At 71.8% G+C, this 17,782-nt stretch carries 17 protein-coding genes and 1 pseudogene; 7 read left to right on the forward strand and 11 right to left on the reverse strand.

The features are described from left to right. The first annotated feature begins 48 nt into the window (after nucleotides 1-48). Genes QMQ26_RS07590 through QMQ26_RS07605 form a run of 4 tightly spaced genes read left to right on the forward strand, consistent with a single transcriptional unit; the run spans nucleotide 49 to nucleotide 4,161 of the window. A complete protein-coding gene (locus QMQ26_RS07590; RefSeq protein ID WP_282205176.1) occupies nucleotides 49-813 on the forward strand; it encodes a DUF6193 family natural product biosynthesis protein in 765 nt (254 codons plus the stop codon). A 58-nt stretch (nucleotides 814-871) separates the two neighbouring features. Further along, the gene (locus QMQ26_RS07595) at nucleotides 872-2,053 is read left to right on the forward strand and encodes a glycosyltransferase (RefSeq protein ID WP_100838369.1); all 1,182 of its coding nucleotides are present in this window, start codon (nucleotides 872-874) and stop codon (nucleotides 2,051-2,053) included. A 29-nt stretch (nucleotides 2,054-2,082) separates the two neighbouring features. Beyond that, entirely contained in the window at nucleotides 2,083-2,883 is an 801-nt protein-coding gene (locus tag QMQ26_RS07600; RefSeq protein ID WP_282205178.1) for an SAM-dependent methyltransferase, read from the forward strand. A 45-nt stretch (nucleotides 2,884-2,928) separates the two neighbouring features. Beyond that, on the forward strand, nucleotides 2,929-4,161 hold the full coding sequence (locus QMQ26_RS07605; RefSeq protein ID WP_282204618.1) for an IS4 family transposase: 1,233 nt from the start codon (nucleotides 2,929-2,931) through the stop codon (nucleotides 4,159-4,161). A gap of 217 nt (nucleotides 4,162-4,378) precedes the next feature. Here the strand turns inward: QMQ26_RS07605 and QMQ26_RS07610 are convergent. After that, a protein-coding gene (locus QMQ26_RS07610) for an IS5 family transposase (RefSeq protein WP_449768976.1) occupies nucleotides 4,379-5,226 on the reverse strand; the annotation gives its coding sequence in 2 pieces (ribosomal slippage) (nucleotides 4,379-4,863 and nucleotides 4,863-5,226; 849 coding nt in all). A gap of 526 nt (nucleotides 5,227-5,752) precedes the next feature. Between QMQ26_RS07610 and QMQ26_RS07615 the strand changes: the two genes are divergently transcribed. Continuing rightward, entirely contained in the window at nucleotides 5,753-6,298 is a 546-nt protein-coding gene (locus QMQ26_RS07615) for a hypothetical protein (RefSeq protein ID WP_282205179.1), read from the forward strand. A 31-nt stretch (nucleotides 6,299-6,329) separates the two neighbouring features. Here the strand turns inward: QMQ26_RS07615 and QMQ26_RS38705 are convergent. From QMQ26_RS38705 to QMQ26_RS07670, 10 genes and pseudogenes are all read right to left on the reverse strand, one after another. Next, nucleotides 6,330-7,404: pseudogene (locus QMQ26_RS38705) on the reverse strand (IS630 family transposase). Between the two features lie 152 nt (nucleotides 7,405-7,556). After that, entirely contained in the window at nucleotides 7,557-8,438 is an 882-nt protein-coding gene (locus tag QMQ26_RS07630) for a reverse transcriptase family protein (RefSeq protein ID WP_282206458.1), read from the reverse strand. A 220-nt stretch (nucleotides 8,439-8,658) separates the two neighbouring features. Beyond that, the gene (locus QMQ26_RS07635) at nucleotides 8,659-9,360 is read right to left on the reverse strand and encodes a hypothetical protein (protein ID WP_282205180.1); all 702 of its coding nucleotides are present in this window, start codon (nucleotides 9,358-9,360) and stop codon (nucleotides 8,659-8,661) included. A 93-nt stretch (nucleotides 9,361-9,453) separates the two neighbouring features. Then, nucleotides 9,454-10,647 carry a glycosyltransferase gene (locus QMQ26_RS37380; RefSeq protein WP_318552267.1) on the reverse strand — a complete coding sequence of 398 codons (1,194 nt, stop codon included), beginning with the start codon at nucleotides 10,645-10,647 and terminating at the stop codon, nucleotides 9,454-9,456. Nucleotides 10,648-10,654: 7 nt separating this feature from the next. After that, nucleotides 10,655-11,854 carry an ABC transporter ATP-binding protein gene (locus tag QMQ26_RS07645; RefSeq protein ID WP_282205181.1) on the reverse strand — a complete coding sequence of 400 codons (1,200 nt, stop codon included), beginning with the start codon at nucleotides 11,852-11,854 and terminating at the stop codon, nucleotides 10,655-10,657. Further along, a complete protein-coding gene (locus tag QMQ26_RS07650; protein ID WP_282205182.1) occupies nucleotides 11,844-12,743 on the reverse strand; it encodes an ABC transporter permease in 900 nt (299 codons plus the stop codon). The genes QMQ26_RS07645 and QMQ26_RS07650 overlap by 11 nt, the downstream gene beginning before the upstream one ends. Before the next feature lie 338 nt (nucleotides 12,744-13,081). Next, nucleotides 13,082-13,861 carry a thiol:disulfide interchange protein DsbA/DsbL gene (locus tag QMQ26_RS07655; protein WP_282205183.1) on the reverse strand — a complete coding sequence of 260 codons (780 nt, stop codon included), beginning with the start codon at nucleotides 13,859-13,861 and terminating at the stop codon, nucleotides 13,082-13,084. Between the two features lie 259 nt (nucleotides 13,862-14,120). Then, complete coding sequence (locus tag QMQ26_RS07660) at nucleotides 14,121-14,855, reverse strand: hypothetical protein (protein WP_282205184.1); 735 nt, start codon at nucleotides 14,853-14,855, stop codon at nucleotides 14,121-14,123. Nucleotides 14,856-15,023: 168 nt separating this feature from the next. Continuing rightward, a complete protein-coding gene (locus QMQ26_RS07665; protein ID WP_282206460.1) occupies nucleotides 15,024-15,377 on the reverse strand; it encodes a glycosyltransferase in 354 nt (117 codons plus the stop codon). Then, nucleotides 15,284-16,102 (reverse strand): glycosyltransferase, encoded by an 819-nt coding sequence (locus tag QMQ26_RS07670; RefSeq protein WP_282205185.1) that lies wholly within the window; start codon nucleotides 16,100-16,102, stop codon nucleotides 15,284-15,286. Before QMQ26_RS07670 ends, QMQ26_RS07665 begins: the two co-directional genes overlap by 94 nt. A gap of 176 nt (nucleotides 16,103-16,278) precedes the next feature. On the opposite strand from QMQ26_RS07670, the gene QMQ26_RS07675 reads away from it, so the two are divergent. Both QMQ26_RS07675 and QMQ26_RS07680 read left to right on the forward strand, forming a co-directional pair. Beyond that, entirely contained in the window at nucleotides 16,279-17,076 is a 798-nt protein-coding gene (locus QMQ26_RS07675) for a glycosyltransferase (RefSeq protein ID WP_282205186.1), read from the forward strand. Further along, nucleotides 17,037-17,396 (forward strand): glycosyltransferase family 4 protein, encoded by a 360-nt coding sequence (locus QMQ26_RS07680; RefSeq protein ID WP_282205187.1) that lies wholly within the window; start codon nucleotides 17,037-17,039, stop codon nucleotides 17,394-17,396. The genes QMQ26_RS07675 and QMQ26_RS07680 overlap by 40 nt, the downstream gene beginning before the upstream one ends. Nucleotides 17,397-17,782: the final 386 nt, after the last annotated feature.

The following is a 17,782-nucleotide window of genomic DNA, read 5'->3' on the forward strand; positions in this document are numbered from 1 at the left end:
GACGACCGGGTGAACCGTCCGCGCCGGGCCCGCACTACACTCCGCGCCATGACCGCTCCCCGCTACGCGTCCCAGGACGAACGGGACGCCGCCGCAGCCGAATTGGGTGCCCAACTGGCCCGGATCGCCGCCGCGGCCGGCGTCTTGCTGCCCCCGGCCCGCGAACTGTCCTGGTGCCGGGCCGGGTTCGTCGGGGAAACGACCGCGCCGGACGGCGCGGACGGCGCGGACGGCGCGGACGGCCCGGACGGCGCGGCCCTGCCGGTGCCCGACCGGGCGGACGTCCGCTGGAAGCGGGACGCCTCTGCCCCCCATCTGCGGCTGCACCGCGGCCGGGTGACGTCGGCCCAGGGGTGGGCACCGGACCTGACCGGGGCCGTCCGGGCGGCGGCGGCCTGGCTGGCGGGCGCGGACCTGGCGGCGATCCGGCGGGCCGCCCCGTTCCTGCACGTCCCGGACTGGGCGTTCGTGCACGAGCGCGCGCCGCTGGACCGGATCGAACTGTGCTGGCGGACGCGCCTGGAGGATTTCGCGCACGGTCCGTATCCCACCCGTGCCGAGGTGCGGGTCCTGTGGGAGGCCGCGTTCGCGGAACCCCGGCTGCGGCGGCTGCGACCGGTCAGCAGCCATTTCACGCTGTGGTTCTCCAGCGAACCCGACTACCCGTTCGAGCGGGTGGGTGCGGCCGTCGAGCCGCTGCACACCGGGGGCTACCTGGTCCGCGGGCTCGCGACCGGGCCCGTCACCGTCGCGACCCCCGCCGAGGCGGTCGCCCTGGCCGTGGCCGCGCTGCCGCCGGAGCCGTCGTCCTGACGCACGCGGCACCGGGCCGGGTGGCGGGCCGTCGTGCCTCTGGGGCGGCCCGGGGCGGATCGGGCAGACTGCCGGGGTGACGGTCCTGTGGTGGGTCTCGGTGGTGTCGTTGTCGGCGTGGGTGTGGCTGGCGGTGGGGCACGGCGGGTTCTGGCGGACGGATCAGCGGCTGCCGCGCGGGAGCGGTGAGCCCGGGGCGTGGCCGTCGGTGGTGGTGCTGGTGCCGGCCCGGGACGAGGCGGCGGTGCTGCCCATGTCGCTGCCGAGCCTGCTGGCCCAGGAGTACCCGGGGCGGGCGCGGGTGGTGCTGGTGGACGACCACAGTACGGACGGGACCGGCGAGTTGGCGCGGGAGCTGGCCGGGCGGGTCGGGGGGCTGGAGCTGGCGGTGACCACTCCCCCGGCGCTGCCGGCGGGTTGGACGGGCAAGCTGTGGGCGCTGCGGCACGGGGTCGGGCAGGCCGGGGACGCCGAGTGGCTGCTGCTGACGGACGCCGACATCGCGCACCGCCCGGGCTCGCTGCGGGCGCTGGTCGCGGCCGGGGAGGGCGGCGGGCTGGACCTGGTGTCGCAGATGGCCCGGCTGCGGGTGGCGAGCGGCTGGGAGCGGCTGATCGTCCCGGCGTTCGTGTACTTCTTCGCCCAGCTGTACCCCTTCCGCCGGGCCAACCGGCCGGGCTCCCGGACGGCCGCCGCGGCCGGCGGCTGCTCGCTGGTGCGCCGGGCGGCGCTGGAGCGGGCGGGCGGGGTGGCGGCGATCCGCGGCGCGGTGATCGACGACGTGTCGCTGGCCCGGGCGGTCAAGCGCACCGGCGGCCGGACCTGGCTGGGCCTCGCCGACCGGGTCGACTCCGTCCGCCCGTACCCCGGTCTGGGCCCGCTGTGGCGGATGGTCTCGCGCAGCGCGTACGCCCAACTCCGGTACTCGCCGCTGCTGTTGGTCGGGACGGTGGCGGGCCTGGCGCTGGTCTACCTGGTGCCGCCGGTGGCCGCGGTCGCCGGGGCGGCGGCCGGGGCGTGGTGGACGGCCGGGGCGGGCCTGGCGGCGTGGGCGGTGATGGCCGGGACGTACGCGCCGATGCTCCGCTACTACCGGCAGCCCGTGTTCGCCGCCCCGCTGCTGCCGTTCACCGCGCTGCTGTACCTGCTGATGACGGTCGACTCCGCCGTGCAGCACTGGCGCGGCCGGGGCGCCGCCTGGAAGGGGCGCACCTATCCGCGGCCGCAGCGGGCCGAATAGCCGGGCGGCCCGGCGGGCAGGATCAGTCGATGGAGCGTCAGGACATCTCCCGGATCGCGCACCGCGACCACCCGATCGCCGCCCCGCTGTCCGACGAGGCGGTGCGGGACCTGCTGGAGCGGCTGCTGCGCGGCCGGTCGGACGGGCGGCTGCTCGACCTCGGCTGCGGCGAAGCGCCTTGGCTGCTGCGGGCGTTGGCCGCGCACCCCACCCTGCGAGCGGTCGGCGTGGACCTCGACCCGGCCGCCCTGCGCACCGCGCTGCACACCGCGCAGCGCCTCGGCGTGGCCGGGCGGATCGGCCTGCACCACCGCGACGCCCGGGAGTTCACCACCGCCGAGCCCTTCGACGCCGTCCTGTGCGTGGGCGCGACCCAGGCCCTCGGCGGCCCCGGCCCGGCCCTCGCCGCGATCGGCCCGCTGCTGGCGCCGGGCGGCGCGGTGCTGCTCGGCGACCCCTACCGGGCCGGTGAACCCTCCCAGCAGACACGGGAGTCGTTCGGGGCGGAGTTCACCGACCTCACCGACCTCACCGACCTGGCCGACCTCACCGACCTGGCCGACCTCGCCGACCTGGCCGGCACGGTCGCCGCGGTCCGGGCCGCCGGCTGGCTGCCGGTCGCCGCCCACACCTCCACCCGCGCCGAACTCGACGCCTACGCCTGGGCCCGGACCGGCTCCCTCGCCGACTGGGCCCTCGACCAGCCGCCGGGCCCCGACCGCGAGGCCGCCCTGCGCGCGGCGGACGCCCACCGCGAGCAGTGGCTGACGACCGGCCACCGCGACGGCTTCGGCTTCGTGGCGCTGGTGCTGCGGCGGAACCCCGCCTAGAGACAATACCGGTGACTTTGGTGTGGTTCGGTCGTTGAGTGGGTTGTGCCAAGGCCTGGACAGTTGAAGTCGCCGACGAGTGACCGGCTCTCGGATCGGATCGCGTTGGGGGTGCTGACGCGGGCCTTCCCGCCCGAGTTGGTCGATGAGGTCGTCGCCGAGTGCGGTCGGGTCGAGCAGCGTACGCGGCTGCTTCCCGCGCGGGTTGTGGTCTATTTCGTCCTGGCGATGTGCCTGTTCTTCGGTCAGGGCTATGAGGAGGTGGCCCGGCTCCTCGTTCAGGGCCTCGAGCGGGAGGGCCGATGGGCGACCGCTTGGCGGGTACCGACGACGGCGGCGATCGGCCGGGCCCGGCTGCGGTTGGGCCCTGAGCCGTTGCGGGTCCTGTTCGGGCGGGTCTGCCGGCCGGTCGCGGTCGCCGGGACGCAGGGCGCCTGGTATCGGCGCTGGCGGCTGATCGCGGTGGACGGCACCGTCTTCGATGTGCCGGACACGGTGGCGAATGCGGAGTTCTTCGGGCGTCCGGGAACCAGCCGCGGGCAGGGCCGCAGTGCGTATCCGCAGGTGAGGGTGGCGGCCCTGGCCGAGTGCGGCACCCACGCCGTGTTCGCGGCCGAGGTCGGCCCTCTGGCGCTTCACGAGACCGCTTTGGCCACGCGGCTGTTCCCCGCCCTGACCGAGGGCATGCTCGTCCTGGCGGACCGGGGATTTTGCGGCTTCGACCTGTGGCGGACCGCGAAGGCGACCGGTGCCGACCTGTTGTGGCGGGTCCGCAGCTTCGTCGTGCTGCCCGTGATCGAGACTCTCGCGGACGGTTCCTACCTGTCGGAGATCGTCGCCGCACGGGACAACTACCGCCGCACGGACCCCGAACGGGTCCGTGTGATCGAGTACGGTCTCGGCCGCAACGGCACCGTCTACCGGCTGATCACCACCGTCCTCGACCCTGTTCAGGCACCGGCCGACGAGCTCGCCGCCCTGTATGCCCAGCGATGGGAGATCGAGAACGTCCTGGACGAGATCAAGAACCACCAGGGTGGGCCACGCCTCGTGCTCCGTTCACAGCACCCGTCCGGCATCGAGCAGGAGATCTTCGCGTTCCTGCTGGTCCACCATGCGTTGCGGGACCTGATGCACCAGGCCGCCCTCAAGGGCGGACACGACCCGGACCGGATCTCGTTCACCCGTACCCTTCGCATCGTCCGCCGCCACGTCACCGGGCAGGCGGCGCTTTCCCCCCTCCCGACTCGCCCGGGCCATCGCCCAGAGCCTGAGTGAGATCGCCGAACGACTGCTGCCCGCACGGCGGTTGCGCTCCAACCCCCGCGTGATCAAACGCAAGATGTCCAACTGGGCACTCAAACGCACCGAGCACCGCAGCTCACCGCGACCCGACATCCCGATGGTCCGGCTGGTCGGGCCGACCCGAGCGACCTCAACCAGCCGGAAAACAACCTAAATCACCGGTATTGCGCCTAGAGATCGTCTTCAAAGATCAGATCCAGAGCAGGATCGAGACGATGGTGACGGTGGCCTGGTAAGACTCGCGGGTCTTGTCGTAGCGGGTGGCCAGGCCACGCCACTGCTTGAGGCGGTTGAAGCAGCGCTCGACGACGTTGCGGAGCTTGTAGGCCTGCCGGTCGAAGCCGGTCGGCCGACCGCCGCGAGAGCCCCGGTTCAGACGGTTCAGTACCTGGTCGGCGCGTTCGGGGATGGTGTGTCGGATGCCGCGTCTGCGCAGGTAGGCGCGGATCTTCCGGGAGCTGCAGCCCTTGTCGGCGATGACGTGGTCGGGTCGGGTTCGTGGCCGGCCCGGCCCAACCCTGGGGACGCAGATGTCGGCCATCACGGCCTCGAAGCGGGTGCAGTCGTTGCGGTTGCCGCCGGTCAGGACGAAAGCGAGCGGGCGTCCGCGTCCGTCGCAGGCCAGGTGGACCTCGGCGCTCAGTCCGCCACGGGATCGGCCGAGGGCGTGATCACCCGCTTCGTCCCGGTCGACTGCCCCTTTTTGCCGCCCGCGGCGTGCTGGTGGGCCCGCACGATCGTGGAGTCGACCGACACCAGCCAGTCAATGTCCCCGGCCGCGTCCTTCTCCGCCTGAACCTGCCGCAGCATGCGCGAGAACGTGCCGTCCAACGCCCACCTGCGAAAACGCGTATACAGGGTCTGCCAGGACCCGTACCGCTCCGGCACATCGCGCCAGGCCGAACCGGTACGCAGCTTCCACACGATCCCGTTCAGCACTACCCGATCGTCACTGCGCGGCCAGCCCGCGGTCCCCGAACTCGGCAGGAACCGCGAGAGCACGGCCCACTCGGCATCAGAAAGCTCATGACGACGTATCACGCCCGACATGATCTCTCATCGCTTGATCATCTTTGAAGACGGACCCTAGGCCACCTACAGGTGGCTATGCGCGCGAGCGGCGCCGGCCTTCGCCGAGGCCGCCTCGAGCACCTGCCGAACCCAGGGGGTAGGGACACCAGTCGGCAGGTGCGGGTGGCCTCGCGCGCGCGAGGCCCCGCCCGGAGAGGCCAGCTGCGCCGTCGATCAGCAAGAGCCCTGGATCGACTTCTGCGGGGCGATCGAGACCCCGCCCGGGGCGGCCCCCTGCGCGGGCGGAACCTCCAGGCCGCCCGAGGGGCGCTCAGGCGGCTTCTCGCGCCCATCGGAGTCCGAGCTCTGATCCCAGGTTGGTGCTGGGGTTCCACGGGGCGGGTTCGGCGGGCACCGGGGTGACGGCGCCGATCGCGGTGAAGTCGGGCTCGTACTCGTCGGCACCGAGGAAGTTTCGGACCTGTTAATCAGGTTGAACTCGCGATGTCGGTGGTCAAGATCAGGCGAGAAGCCGCTGTGGCATGCTCTCCGCGTGATCGATGCCCCGAACGATGACTGGTCGTTTGCAACAGCGCGGGAGCCGGCCCGCTTCGGTGCCTGCGAGGTGAACGGCGTTCCCGGTGTCGAGCATGCGGCGGGCCAGCGTGGGACGCTGTGCGGTATCTCTGCGCGGCATACCACCCGCCATCTGCATTTTTTTGTTCCCGACGCCCTGCAGTCGTGCCGGCGGTGTCGCCAGGAGGCTGCGGCGTCCCCGACGCAGCCGTGTGTCCAGGAACGCCTTCACGGTCGAGTCCTGGAATCGACTCAGGGCACGATGCGTGACGAGTTGCTCGCCGCGCTGCGCAAGGGGGCGAACGTCCGCTTGTGGCTCAGCGGCCCCTCCGCAGATCTGGTGAAGTCCTACGCGAAGCTCGACGAGCTGACTGAGGGCACCGGGCTCGCAGCCGAGGCTTTCGCATCCGCAGCGACGATCGGACTGGCGAATGTGGAGGCTGGCCTCTGGAGGTTCCTGGTCGTCCTGCCGCAGGACGGTGGCTCGCCGATCATCGCTCGCGGACCGCGCGGCGATCGTTGACGCGGCCAGGTTCCTTCAAGGTTGAATGTGATCACGGCAAAGCAGTGGTCAGCCCGGTCGCGGTCAGACAGCCGTCGATGAGCTGAGGCCGGTACTGGATCCTCCGTAAGCCGCGCCTGATCGTCCGCACCAGGTGATCGGGGTCGGCGAAGGCGACGTTGGACAGGAACCCGCGTCGCAGCAGCGACCAGACGCCCTCGACCGGGTTGAGGTCGGGTGCGTACGGGGGCAGCTGGTAGACGGTGAGCCAGTCCTGGACGGCGATGAACTCTTTCATCCCGGCGGCCAGATGGGTGTTGAGGTTGTCCCAGATCAGGACGATCGGACCACCGAGCTGGTGGTGCGCCGCGACGATGAGATCGCGGTAGTCGGTCCAGGCGAAGCTCTTGCGGCCCTTGCTCCGGCCTTGGCCGTCGTCCGGCCTCGGCCGGTAGATCAGCCGGGAGCGTTCGCCGGTCTTGTAGCAGGTCAGGGCGGCGATCGAGACGCGTCTGCGGGAGCGGCCGCGCACCCGGACGACGGGCGTTCGGCCGCGGCGTCCCCAGGTGCGGGCCCGCGCCGGTGTCATCGAGACCCCGGCCTCGTCCTCGAACACCAGCCAGGCCCCGAGCGCCGCCACTAGGCTTTTACCTGCGGCCACACCTGCTTCTTCCACCCCTCGACCGCTCCGTCGTCACGTTCGATCGCTCGGCGGACCGGCTGCCGGCACGACCAGCCGCCTCGCCGCATCAGCTTCCACACGCCCTGGACGGTGTAGGAGACGTGGAACCGTCGGCCGATCAGCGTCTTGATCCGCGCCGGCGTCCACCGCTGGTCCTCCCAGCCGTGTGCGAGTGGCCCTTTCTCCAGCTCCCGCTCCAGCTGGGCGAACTGCCGCTCACCGAGCCAGGGCAGTGCCTGCGGCCCCTTCGACTCCAAACCGGCCGAACCGCCTTGTCGCCAGACCTGACGCCACCGCTCCACCGACCGAACGGTGACCCTAAGGTCCGCCGCAATCACACCCTGTTGCCGTCACCGCGTTCGAACCGCTCGGCGGCCTCCAGCCGCACCCGCTCCCGACGCCGTTGCTCCTGGGCAGTGAACCCACCCCCTTGCGCGTATCGCACCCCGATGTCATACCGCAAGGATCATGGCCCGTCAGCACCCACAACAAGGCGAGTTCAACCTGAGTAACTGAAACAGCTCCCACAACTCGTCCGGCACCAGGCGCTCCATGATGGTCACGCGAGCAGCTTACAAGCCCAAATGAGATGATTTCTTAGAGATACTCTTCTTCATCCTCCGGTACCAGTTCAATGAATGCTCGCAGTAGCGGGTAGCCCACGTCAGGCTCGACTGAGGCGATATAGCACGCCCATCCCAAAAGACGGCGCCGACGCATCCCTTCCTCCCTGCCTCCGAATTCCGCCATATAGGTTTCGTAGCCGAATTTAGATATCACATGCAGGATCCAGCGCATTTTACGCTTTACTTTGCGCGGGATCCGCGGCCCATCCGACTCGCCAACATAAAGTCCAGTAACGTATTGCTGGCCACCGCGACGCATGAAAGCGGTCTTCCGCGCATTCACCGACCAGCCGGCATCGTCGAGAATGCGAGCGATATCAGCCGCATGGCGGTCAGTGACGTCGCCACCAGAGAACGTTAGATCGTCCACATAGCGTGTAAATGACAAGCCCTTTTCCTGCGCGTACTCGATAAGTAGGAGGTCCGTACTCAGGAAGATCAAATTAGACAGGAGGGGTGACGTACTAAGCCCGATCGGCAGCTTTCCGCCAATGGTGACGAGGTTGACAGCAATTTCCGCTGCCTTCTCTTCGTAACCCTGGCCTCGCAGCGCCGAATTTATCCTTCCGGCGTCGATCGATGGAAAAAAATCCTCAAGGTCCATGCGCAATACGCACCCTTTCGCAAGGTGCTGACTGGCATTACTGATCGTGGAACGCCCACGCACAAATCCGTGGACATGATCGGGAGCCTCGTACGGAAAAAATCTCGTAAAGCTCCGGTGCAAATTCTTGCTAACGGTATCGAGGGCCACACCCGGGCGGAATACCTCTCGTACCCCGCCATGCCTCTTGCGGTGAATCCGCTGAGTATAGAGCTGCCCGGCACCCGAGGGAATTTCCGAGGATAGCATTTCCAGAATTTTAACCGATACGCCGGCGTGCTCCGCCAGGTCATCAACTGCGTATGGCACTAGACCCCCCACACTGGTAAGTCAAGAGGTAGGGCCGCACTCCCGTGCAAGGACTATCATGCAGCGCACGCGAACTCGCGCACAACGTTGACCACGACCCTACCTCGAATTATATTCTACCACACATGAACTCCAGCCTTGCATGCCACTTTATAGCATATCAATGAAGGAGGTCCTTTCGACTGGATATGCGACCGTGCTCAAACGAATAGAGAAATGAAATGTACGGTTCAATCTCACGAAAACCCCTATAGGCCCGGTCTGCCGGTTGCGTGCTTCGATCCGCCTTGAGCCATCTACTTACGGCTGCCATCACATAGTCGATAATGGCTGTAGACATGTAGCCATCCTTAGCGACCATTGTGATATTAAGTCGGGGAAACGGCATAGCTTCACCGACTGTTTTGCGAGCCCGCCTAGCGACGCTATTTGGAAGTCTGCGGACAATCGACTCCATTCCTTCACTCTGCTCTATGTAGCAAATCAGTTCGGGCTCGCGGCGATGCTTGATCAATAGATCACTCAACAATTTCACATACATGAACTCAATTCGCTCCGATTCCGCACCCCCAGTAATGCGCGTTCGATCAGTTACAACCATATACGCCTTGAAGAAAATTTCTCGCATGAGCTCTAGAAATGGGATAGAAACTTCCATCGGATTAGTTGAGCTGTGAAATCCAAGCCTGCGAAAGTCTTCGAAGCTGCCGAGTCCGCTCATGCTATTCCTTGCAACGAGACTTTTATGCAGGCCGCGAATTTTTTCCTCGATTTCATCCGCGTCGTCACCCAACTCAACTGCCCCGACTATCAGCGGCTGGGAAGCGTTTCCGTTTCCCGACTCGTCCATAAATATCTTCACGGCGATTATCCTCTATAAGGCCTGCTGCAACGCCGCTAATTCATCCGCGACGTTTTCCCAATTTTGATCTTTGAAGACGGATCCTAGGCGGTCTCAGCGGCCGAGCAGGCGGCGGGCGGTCGGCTTGACGAACTCGTAGCGGGACATCTGTTCGAGGTCGCGGAGCCAGGCGGTGCGGCCGGGGGGCCGGCGGAGGAGTTCGCGGTAGATCTCCTCGAAGGCGGTGGAGACGTGGCCGAGGGAGAACCGGTCCACGACCCAGTCGCGGCCCCAACTGCCCAGTTCGGCGCGGCGGGTGGGGCTGTCGGCGAGGGCGCGGATCTGGGCGGCGAGCGCCTTGGCGTCGGCGGGGTGGTCGCCGTGGCCGTACATGCAGCGGGAGGCGTGCGGTTCGACCAGCGGGCCGGGTTCGTGGACGGCGGTGTAGCCGCCCGCGCCGTGCACGATGACGGGTTTGGCGAAGGCGAGGCCGCGCAGGGCCGAGCCGCCCATGCCGAGGACGAGGTCGGCGGCCTGGTAGGCGGGGCGGGGGTCGGCGCGCTGGCCGGTGAGGACGATCGCCTCGCGGCCGAGTTCCTCGTTGGCGCGGGCGGCCTCGGCGCGCAGGTGCGCCTCGCTGGGGCCGCCGCCGACGACGGCGAGGACGAGGGCGGGGTCGTCGAGGAGGCGGAGGGCGGCGATGGTGCGGGAGACGCCGGCGTCCTTCTCCAGGCCGGAGACCAGGCGGGTGACGATGCAGAGCAGCAGTCGGTCGGGGCCGGCGCCGACCTCGGCCCGGAACTCGGCGCCGGAGACGGCGCCGGGCGCGTCGGCGTCGGTGTCGACGGGGGTTCGATCAGCCGCAGGTCGCGGTGGCCGAAGGCGCGGCCGTCGGGCAGCAGGGCGCCCAGGCCGAGCACCAGGGGCTGGTGGCGGGGCATGCCGCGGAGCATCCGGATGCCGTAGAAGGTGGTGACGACCGGGAGGCGGCCCTGGCGGCCGGGGCCGAAGTAGGCGTTCCGGGCGGCCCGGACCTCCCAGGCGTGGACGAGGTGGGAGCCGTGCTCGTCGGCGAGCCGGGTGAGGCGGGCCCGGATGACGGCGTGCGGGGTGCCCGGCTCCCCGGCGACCACCAGGTCGAGGCCGTGTCCGGCGGCGAGGTCGGCCAGCGGGGCGGGGCCGTCGACGCCCTGGGCGAAGAGCACCGGCTGGTGGCCGCGGTCGCGCAGGGTGCGGGCGATGTCGACGGCGTTGAGCTGGGCGCCGCCGAGGGCGAGGTTGTTGAGGTGGACCAGGACCCGGACGGATCGCACGCTCAGTCCTCCCACTGGTGCGGCACGAAGACCGGCGCGGCCATCACGACGGCGCGCGGCGGGGTGTCGAGCACCGGGCCGAACACGTCGAACTGGCCGGCCGAGTGCCAGCTCATCAGGGTGCCGCCGTCGGTCTTGCCGATCGAGTAGACGCCGGTCCACAGGGTGTAGCGGCCGCGCGGCAGCGGGAGCCGGGGGATGACGCAGGCGACCCGGTGGTCGCCGCCGGTCAGCCGGATCTCGTGGCTGATCTGGAAGATCGGGCTGGAGGTGCCCTCGCTGACGCCCAGGTGCAGGGTGGCGTCGCCGCGGTAGTCGCCACCGAGGGTGAGTTCGACGGTGACCGGCTCGTCGGTGTGCAGGGTGGCGGCGTCGCCGTCCTCGCCGCGCACCTCGTGCTTGAGCAGTTGCAGCGGCTCGCCGACCAGGGCGCCCGCCTCGGACTGCGCCTCGATGGAGTCGCGGTAGCCGGCCAGCGCGTCCTTGATGCCCGCGTCGACCCGGACGGTGCCCTGCTCCAGCCAGACGCCGCGGCGGCAGATGGACTGCACGGCGGGCAGGTCGTGCGAGACGAAGACGATGGTGGTGCCCTGTTCGGCGACCTCGCGCATCCGGTCCAGGCAGCGCTGCTGGAAGACCGCGTCGCCGACCGCCAGCACCTCGTCGACCAGCAGGACGTGCGGCTCCAGGTAGGCGGCGACCGCGAAGCCCAGGCGCATCTGCATGCCGGAGGAGTAGAACTTGACCTGCCGGTCGATCGCGCCGCCGAGCCGGGCGAACTCGACGATGTCGTCGAAGCGCCCGGCGACCTCGCGGCGCTTGAGGCCGAGCAGCGCGCCGAACAGGTAGATGTTCTCCCGGCCGGTCAGGTCGGGGTGGATGCCGGCCCGGATCTCGATCAGGGCGCCGATCCGGCCGCGCACGTCGATCACGCCCGCGTACGGGTACATCACCCGGGTGAGCATCTTCAGCAGCGTCGACTTGCCGGAGCCGTTGGAGCCGATCAGGCCGACCGACTCGCCGGGCTCGATGTGCAGGTTGACGTCGCGCAGCGCCCAGCGCCAGTCCTCGCCGCGGTCGCCGCGCAGGCGGCGGACGGCCTGGTCGACCCGGTCGCGCAGCAGCATCCGCTGCTGGTCGGCGCGGAACCGCTTCCAGACCTGCTCGGTGCGGATGGTGCCCGCAGGGTAGTCACGCGACATCGGCGATCCCCGTTTCCAGCTTCTTGAAGAGCAGGTAGCCGCCGACCAGGAAGACCAGCGAGCTGACCGCCGCGATCAGGGTCAGCCGGGCGTCGGGCGCCTCGCCGTACAGCAGCGCCTTGCGGTAGCCCTCGATGACCGCGCCGAGCGGGTTGACGCCGACGTAGACCTCCTGGAGGCGCTGCGGGATCTTGGCCAGCGGGTACGCGACGGGGGTGGCGAAGACGCCCATCTGGGTGATGATCGGCAGCAGGTGCCGGACGTCGCGCAGGTAGACCACGGCGACCGAGAGGACCAGCGCGATCCCGTAGGTGAAGGCGAACTGGATCAGCAGCAGCGGCACCACCCAGAGGAAGGTGGCGGCGGGCGCCGTCCAGAACACCAGGAACATCAGGCCCAGCACGCCGACGCCGATCACCATGTCGACGGTGGCGACCAGCATGGTGGCGAGCGGGAACACCTCGCGCGGGCAGTAGACCTTGTTCAGCAGGCTCAGGTTGTTGGCCAGGCTGAGCGCGCCCTGGTTCATCGTGTTGGAGAAGAACTGCCAGACGATCAGGCCGAGGTACGCGAACAGCGTGTACGGGACGTCGCCGGTCTCGATCTTGACCGCGCGGTGGAACACCAGCGTGAAGATCGCGCACAGCGCGAGCGGGGTGAGCACCGCCCAGGCGAAGCCGAGCACCGCCTGCTTGTACCGGGCGCGCAGGTCGCGCTCGGCCAGCGCCCGCACCAACTCCCTTGCGGCCCACAGCTCGTGGGCGACCCGGAGGGGGCGCAGCCGGCGTTTGAAGACCAGTTCGGGCGGTGGCCCGACCGGGGCCGCGGCGCCCGGTGGGGCCACCCGGCTCCCGCGCTCGTCGATGAGCTGTGCGCGCTGTCCCCCCACGGACTCCCGCCCTCCCCGGGGGCGGTGCCCTCCCCCGGTGCCTGTGCCGTCTGACTGCCGTCTGCCGGGCAGGTGCCCGGCGTCCGCCCGGCCCCGCCGGTCGCGCGGTGCTCCGCGCGGCTCGGGTCCGGCCGCTCCCCCCGGTCGGGCCGACCCGCGGACCACAATGACACAGAGTGTGCGGGGCGGGGGCGGGTTCGGTGAAGATTGCGGCAGCTCAGGCCGGTACGGGACGGTTCCGGACCGAACCGCCCTTTCCGGCCGGGGAGTTCGGGCGGGCGGAGGGCGGGCGGTCCGGGGGGCGGGGAGGCGGGGGCGGGAGGCGGGGGCGGCGAGGATCAGGTGGCGGCCGGACGGGGGCGGGGGTCAGCCGGCGGGCCGGTCGGCGACCAGCCGGTCGAGCGCGGAGGGCATCCCGTCGACGCCCCGGCCTCGGTGGGCGAGGTCCGGCCGGTGCCGTCGACGACCACGGTGGGCAGTTCGGCGATCCGGTTCCGGGCGAACAGCTCCGGGGCGTCCTCGACGGCCCGGTCGACCTCGGCGGAGCGGTACGCGGCCCGGAACTTCGCCGCGTCGACGCCCTGGGTGGCGACCCAGTCGGCGGCGGACTGCTCGGTGGTCAGGTCGGCGCCCTGCTCGCGGACCGCGCGGAACACCGCGGCCTGTAGCCGGTCGACCTCGCCGAGCCGGTCCAGCGCGTAGAACAGCCGCGCGTGGGCCCGCTGTTCGGCCTCGTCGGGGCTGCCGGTCCAGACCGCGGGGACCCGGCGCAGCGTGACGTCCGCCTGGTGCTCGGCGGCCCAGCGGGTCAGCGGCTGCTCCAGCAGGGCGGAGTGCGAGCAGTCGTACCAGAAGAACTCGACCGCCTCGTGGGCGCGTTGGGCCTTCGGCGCGGCCGGCAGCGGGGCCGCCGGGTCCAGCGGACGGGTCACCGGCACCGGCACGTGCTGCTGGGTGGGCCCGGACGGCTGGACGGCGGGGAACTGGTGACCGAGGGTCGGCAGCTGCTGGCCGTGCGGCAGCGCGGGGAGGGCGGACGCGGCCCCGGCGGCGGCCGGGGCGGCCAACAGGCCCCCGGCGACGGCGAGCAGGACAGTGGTTCTGAGCAGCGACTTCACCCGGGCAGCCTGGCAGGCCGGGCGGGCGGCGTTCCAGGTGATCGGGCCCCGGTCGGCGGAATTCGCCGGATCGGAGCAGCGCGCCGGGACGGTGGTTCGAACGTTCGTCGGGCGTTCGGGCCCCGTCTGCCGCGGCGGCGGTCGGCGGCTGCGACGACGGCTGCGCGGTGGTGCGGCGGTGGCTTCGGCTGTGGTCCCTCGGGCTCGGTGGGCGGGCGCGCCCCCGCTCCGGCGCCCACCTGCTTCGGGGGACGGCGGGTTACTTGCCGTCGTGCTTCCACTGGGCGCGGGCCTCGGCCTCGCTGGCCTTCGGGACGCCGAGCTGGATCTGGTCGGAGCCCTCCTCGGCGATCGGGCAGTAGCGGCCGTCCTTGACCTGCGCGGTCAGCCCGAGCACCTCGCCGTTGCGGACCAGCTCCAGCACGTCGCCGGTGGTGCAGGTGGCGTTGGCGGCGACCGGCGGCGAGGAGAGCCAGCTGACGGCCTGGTAGACGGGCGTGCCGGGGTGCAGCACGGTGCCGTGGGCCCGGTCGGTGGCGAAGCTGCCGCCGCCCAGCACACCGCTCCTGAGCTTCGTGAAGGTGCCGGGGACGTGGTCGGTGCGCAGATCGGGGCCGCCGTAGACGACGCAGTCGTGGCCGCTGGTGTTGGTGAGCTTGAAGACGCCGTTGATCCGCGGGTCGGCGCTCCGGTCGAGCGTCAGCTCGGCCTTGACGTCGCTCTCCTTCTCGGAGTTGCCGCAGATCGGCACGTCGGCGGCGACCGTGCCGCCGGTGCCGCCGGTGCTCCCGGCGGGGGCGGTGGCCGAACCGCCGGTGCCACCGGTGCCGCCGGTGCCGCCGGACGGGGTGGCGGCGGGCGGCGCGGCGGGGGTGCTCGGGGCGGTGGAGGCGGCGGGCGCGGCGGTGCCGCCGTCCTCCGGGTCACAGGCCGTCAGGGCCAGTACGGCACAGGCGGCCAGGGCGGCCAGGGCGGCGGGCTTGCGGACGTTCATCTCGGGCTCCTGCGGTGGTTCTCGGTGGCCGCCGGTCGGCGGCAAGCATCACCACGGCGTCCGGGTATCGGGCGGTTGCGGGCCCGGACGTCCGGTACAGCGCTGTGACACAAGCCGCTGCGCCGGGACCTCGGACGGGGCGTCGACCGCCGTCCGGGAGCGGCCGGTTCAGCGCGGGCGGGCGACCTCGCGCAGCAGGTGCTGCCAGGCGGTGGTGACGGGGGCCAGGTCGAAGTGGGCCAGGGCGTGGGCGCGGGCGGCGGCGGCGTAGCGGGTGCGGTCGGCGGCCAGCAGGGTGCGCAGGGCGGCGGCGAGCGCGGCGGGGTCGCCGGGCGGGGCGAGCAGGCCGGTCTCGCCGGGGCGGACCACGTCGGAGACCCAGCCGACGTCGGTGGCCACGGCGGGGACGGCGGCCAGCGCGGCCTCGATCAGGACGCCGGGGACGCCCTCGGAGTCGCTGGTGAGCAGCAGCAGGTCGGCGGCCCGGTAGAGCGCGGCCGGGTCGGCGAGCGGGCCGAGCAGGTGGGTGCGCGGGCCGGGGACGAGGGCGGGGCGCAGCGGGCCCTCCCGGCCAGCGCGAGGTGGACGTCCCCGGGCAGCAGGGCGTGCGCGGCCAGCGCCAGGTCGGGGCGCTTCTCGGGGCTGAGCGCGCCGATCCAGGCGATCAGCGGGGCGTCGGCGGGCAGCCCGAGGGCGGCCCGGGCGGCGGCCCGCTCGGCGCGGTCGGCGGCGGGCGGGAAGCGGTCGGCGTGGCGGGCGTTGGGCAGGGCGCGCAGGCGGCGGGCGGGGAGCCGGAAGCGGGTGCGCAGGAGCTCCACGGCGTGCGGGGAGATCGCGGCGACGGCCGCGGCCCGGTGCAGGAGGGCGCCGACCCGCAGGCGGCGCAGCGGGTCGGCGGTCCAGTGCCGGGGGTCGCCGATGTTGACGTACACGAAGGGGGTGCGGGCGGCGAACAGGCCCAGCGCGCACGCCTGGAGGGTCGAGGAGCCGTGCGCGACCACCACGTCGGCGTGGGCGGCGGCGCGGCGCAGCGCGCGCAGCGTGGCGGGGTGGTGCCGGGAGGGGCCGAGCACGGGGACGGGCGCCCCGGCGGGCAGGCCGGCGGCGGCGTCGGGGTGCGGGTGCAGGGCGACCAGGGCGGAGTGCTGGCCGCGGCGCAGCAGTTCCTCGTGCAGGTCGCGGGCGAGGCGCTGGGCGCCGCGGGCCCTGGGGTCGGTGATGACGTGGAGTACCCGCGGCTCGGCCATGGCGTCGAGACTACCGAGCGGGGGCCGTCGGGCGGGCGGGTGGGGTGATCCGGGGCCCTCGGCCGCTTCCGGGGTTTCCTCCGGTTCGGCGGACGCGGGGTGGTGCGGGCTGGGATGCTGAGCGGCGGTCAGGGGGTGGCCCGGGCGAGGGGGTTGGCGCGGTGCGCGTGGTGTACGTGATCGACAGTGTGAGCCGGGTGGGCGGGGCGGAGCAGGGGCTGGTGGCGATGGCCCCGTCGCTGGTGCGGTCCGGGGTGGAGCTGCACGTGGCGTTCCTGAAGGAGTCGCCGGGCGGGTTCCAGGAGGAGTTGCGGGCGGCGGGCGCCGGGGTGCGTCCGGTGGCGGGGGGTTCGCGGGGGGCGCGGGTGGCGGGGTTGCGGGCGGAGTTCCGCCGGCTGCGGCCGGACCTGGTGCACACCACGCTGTACGAGTCGGACGTGCTGGGCCGGGCGGCGGCGTTCGCGGTGCGGGTGCCGGTGGTGTCGAGCCTGGTGAACTCGGCGTACGGGCCGGAGCACCTGCACGCGCGCGGGTTGCGCCCGTGGAAGGTGCGGGCGGCGCAGGCGGTGGACGCGGTGACGGCGCAGGGGGTGCGGCGGTTCCACGCGTTGACCGAGCACGTCGCGGAGGTGATGGCGGCCCGGCTGCGGGTGTCGCGGCGGCGGATCGACGTGGTGCCGCGCGGCCGGGACCCGCGGCTGCTGGGGCGGGTGACGGCGGAGCGGCGGGCGGAGGTCCGGAAGTCGCTGGGGTTGGCCGAGGGGGTGCCGGTGGTGCTGGCGGCGGCCCGGCAGCAGTACCAGAAGGGCCTGGACGTGCTGGTGTCGGCGTGGCCGCGGGTGCGGGCGGCGCGGCCGGACGCGGTGCTGCTGCTGGCGGGCAGCCGGGGGCGGAGACGGCGCGGCTGGAGGGGTTGGCGGCGGAGACGGGGGGTGTGCGGTTCCTGGGGGCGCGGGACGACGTGTTCGACCTGATGGCGGCGGTGGAGGTGTGCGCGGTGCCCTCGCGCTGGGAGGGGTTGGGCAGCGCGGCGCTGGAGGCGATGGGCGTGGGCGTGCCGCTGGTGTGCGCGGACGTGCCGGCGCTGCGCGAGACGGTGGGGTCGGAGGGGTGCGCGCTGCTGGTGCCGCCGCAGCGGCCGGACGCGCTGGCGGACGCGCTGGTGCGGGCGCTGGAGGAGCGCGGGGAGGCGCTGGCGCGGGCGGAGGCGGCCCGGGCGCGCTTCCTGGCGGGGTACACGCTGGAGCGGGTGTCGGCGCGGATGGTGGAGTTCTACGGGCGCGCACTGGCCTGACGGGGGGCGGGCGGTTCGGCCACCGACCGCGGCGGTCGGGTGGTCGGCCGGGCGGCCGGGGGCGGGTCCGGGCGTTTGATGACTGCACGTCAGTTCGGGTGCGGGCGTCCGGAATCAGCCCCGCACCAGGTGTCAGTATGGCCAAAGTGCTTGCGCCGCAGGTCCGGGGCGGGAAGCATCGGGCGCAGGGGAGGGCCGTGGGGGCGGCCTCGTGCGTTCGACTTTCCTTCCGCCGCAGCCGGGGGCGCGTACCGGGCCCGGGCCCGATGCCGTTCCCGGGGAATCCGAGGTCCGGGGTGGCCGGACCGGCCGCATCGATGCGCGCCGCCCGCGGGGGGCGGGTGCGGCCGTGGGCGCGTGTGCACCGTGACGAGGCGAGGGGAACC

Source organism: Kitasatospora fiedleri (assembly GCF_948472415.1).
Taxonomy (GTDB): Bacteria; Actinomycetota; Actinomycetes; order Streptomycetales; family Streptomycetaceae; genus Kitasatospora; species Kitasatospora fiedleri.

Coding starts and splice junctions, on each gene's coding strand:
- QMQ26_RS07590 (WP_282205176.1), top strand. CDS start 49: ATGACCGCTCCCCGCTACGCGTCCCAGGACGAACGGGACGCCGCCGCA.
- QMQ26_RS07600 (WP_282205178.1), top strand. CDS start 2,083: ATGGAGCGTCAGGACATCTCCCGGATCGCGCACCGCGACCACCCGATC.
- QMQ26_RS07630 (WP_282206458.1), bottom strand. CDS start 8,438: ATGCTATCCTCGGAAATTCCCTCGGGTGCCGGGCAGCTCTATACTCAG.
- QMQ26_RS07645 (WP_282205181.1), bottom strand. CDS start 11,854: ATGTCGCGTGACTACCCTGCGGGCACCATCCGCACCGAGCAGGTCTGG.
- QMQ26_RS07660 (WP_282205184.1), bottom strand. CDS start 14,855: ATGAACGTCCGCAAGCCCGCCGCCCTGGCCGCCCTGGCCGCCTGTGCC.
- QMQ26_RS07670 (WP_282205185.1), bottom strand. CDS start 16,102: ATGGCCGAGCCGCGGGTACTCCACGTCATCACCGACCCCAGGGCCCGC.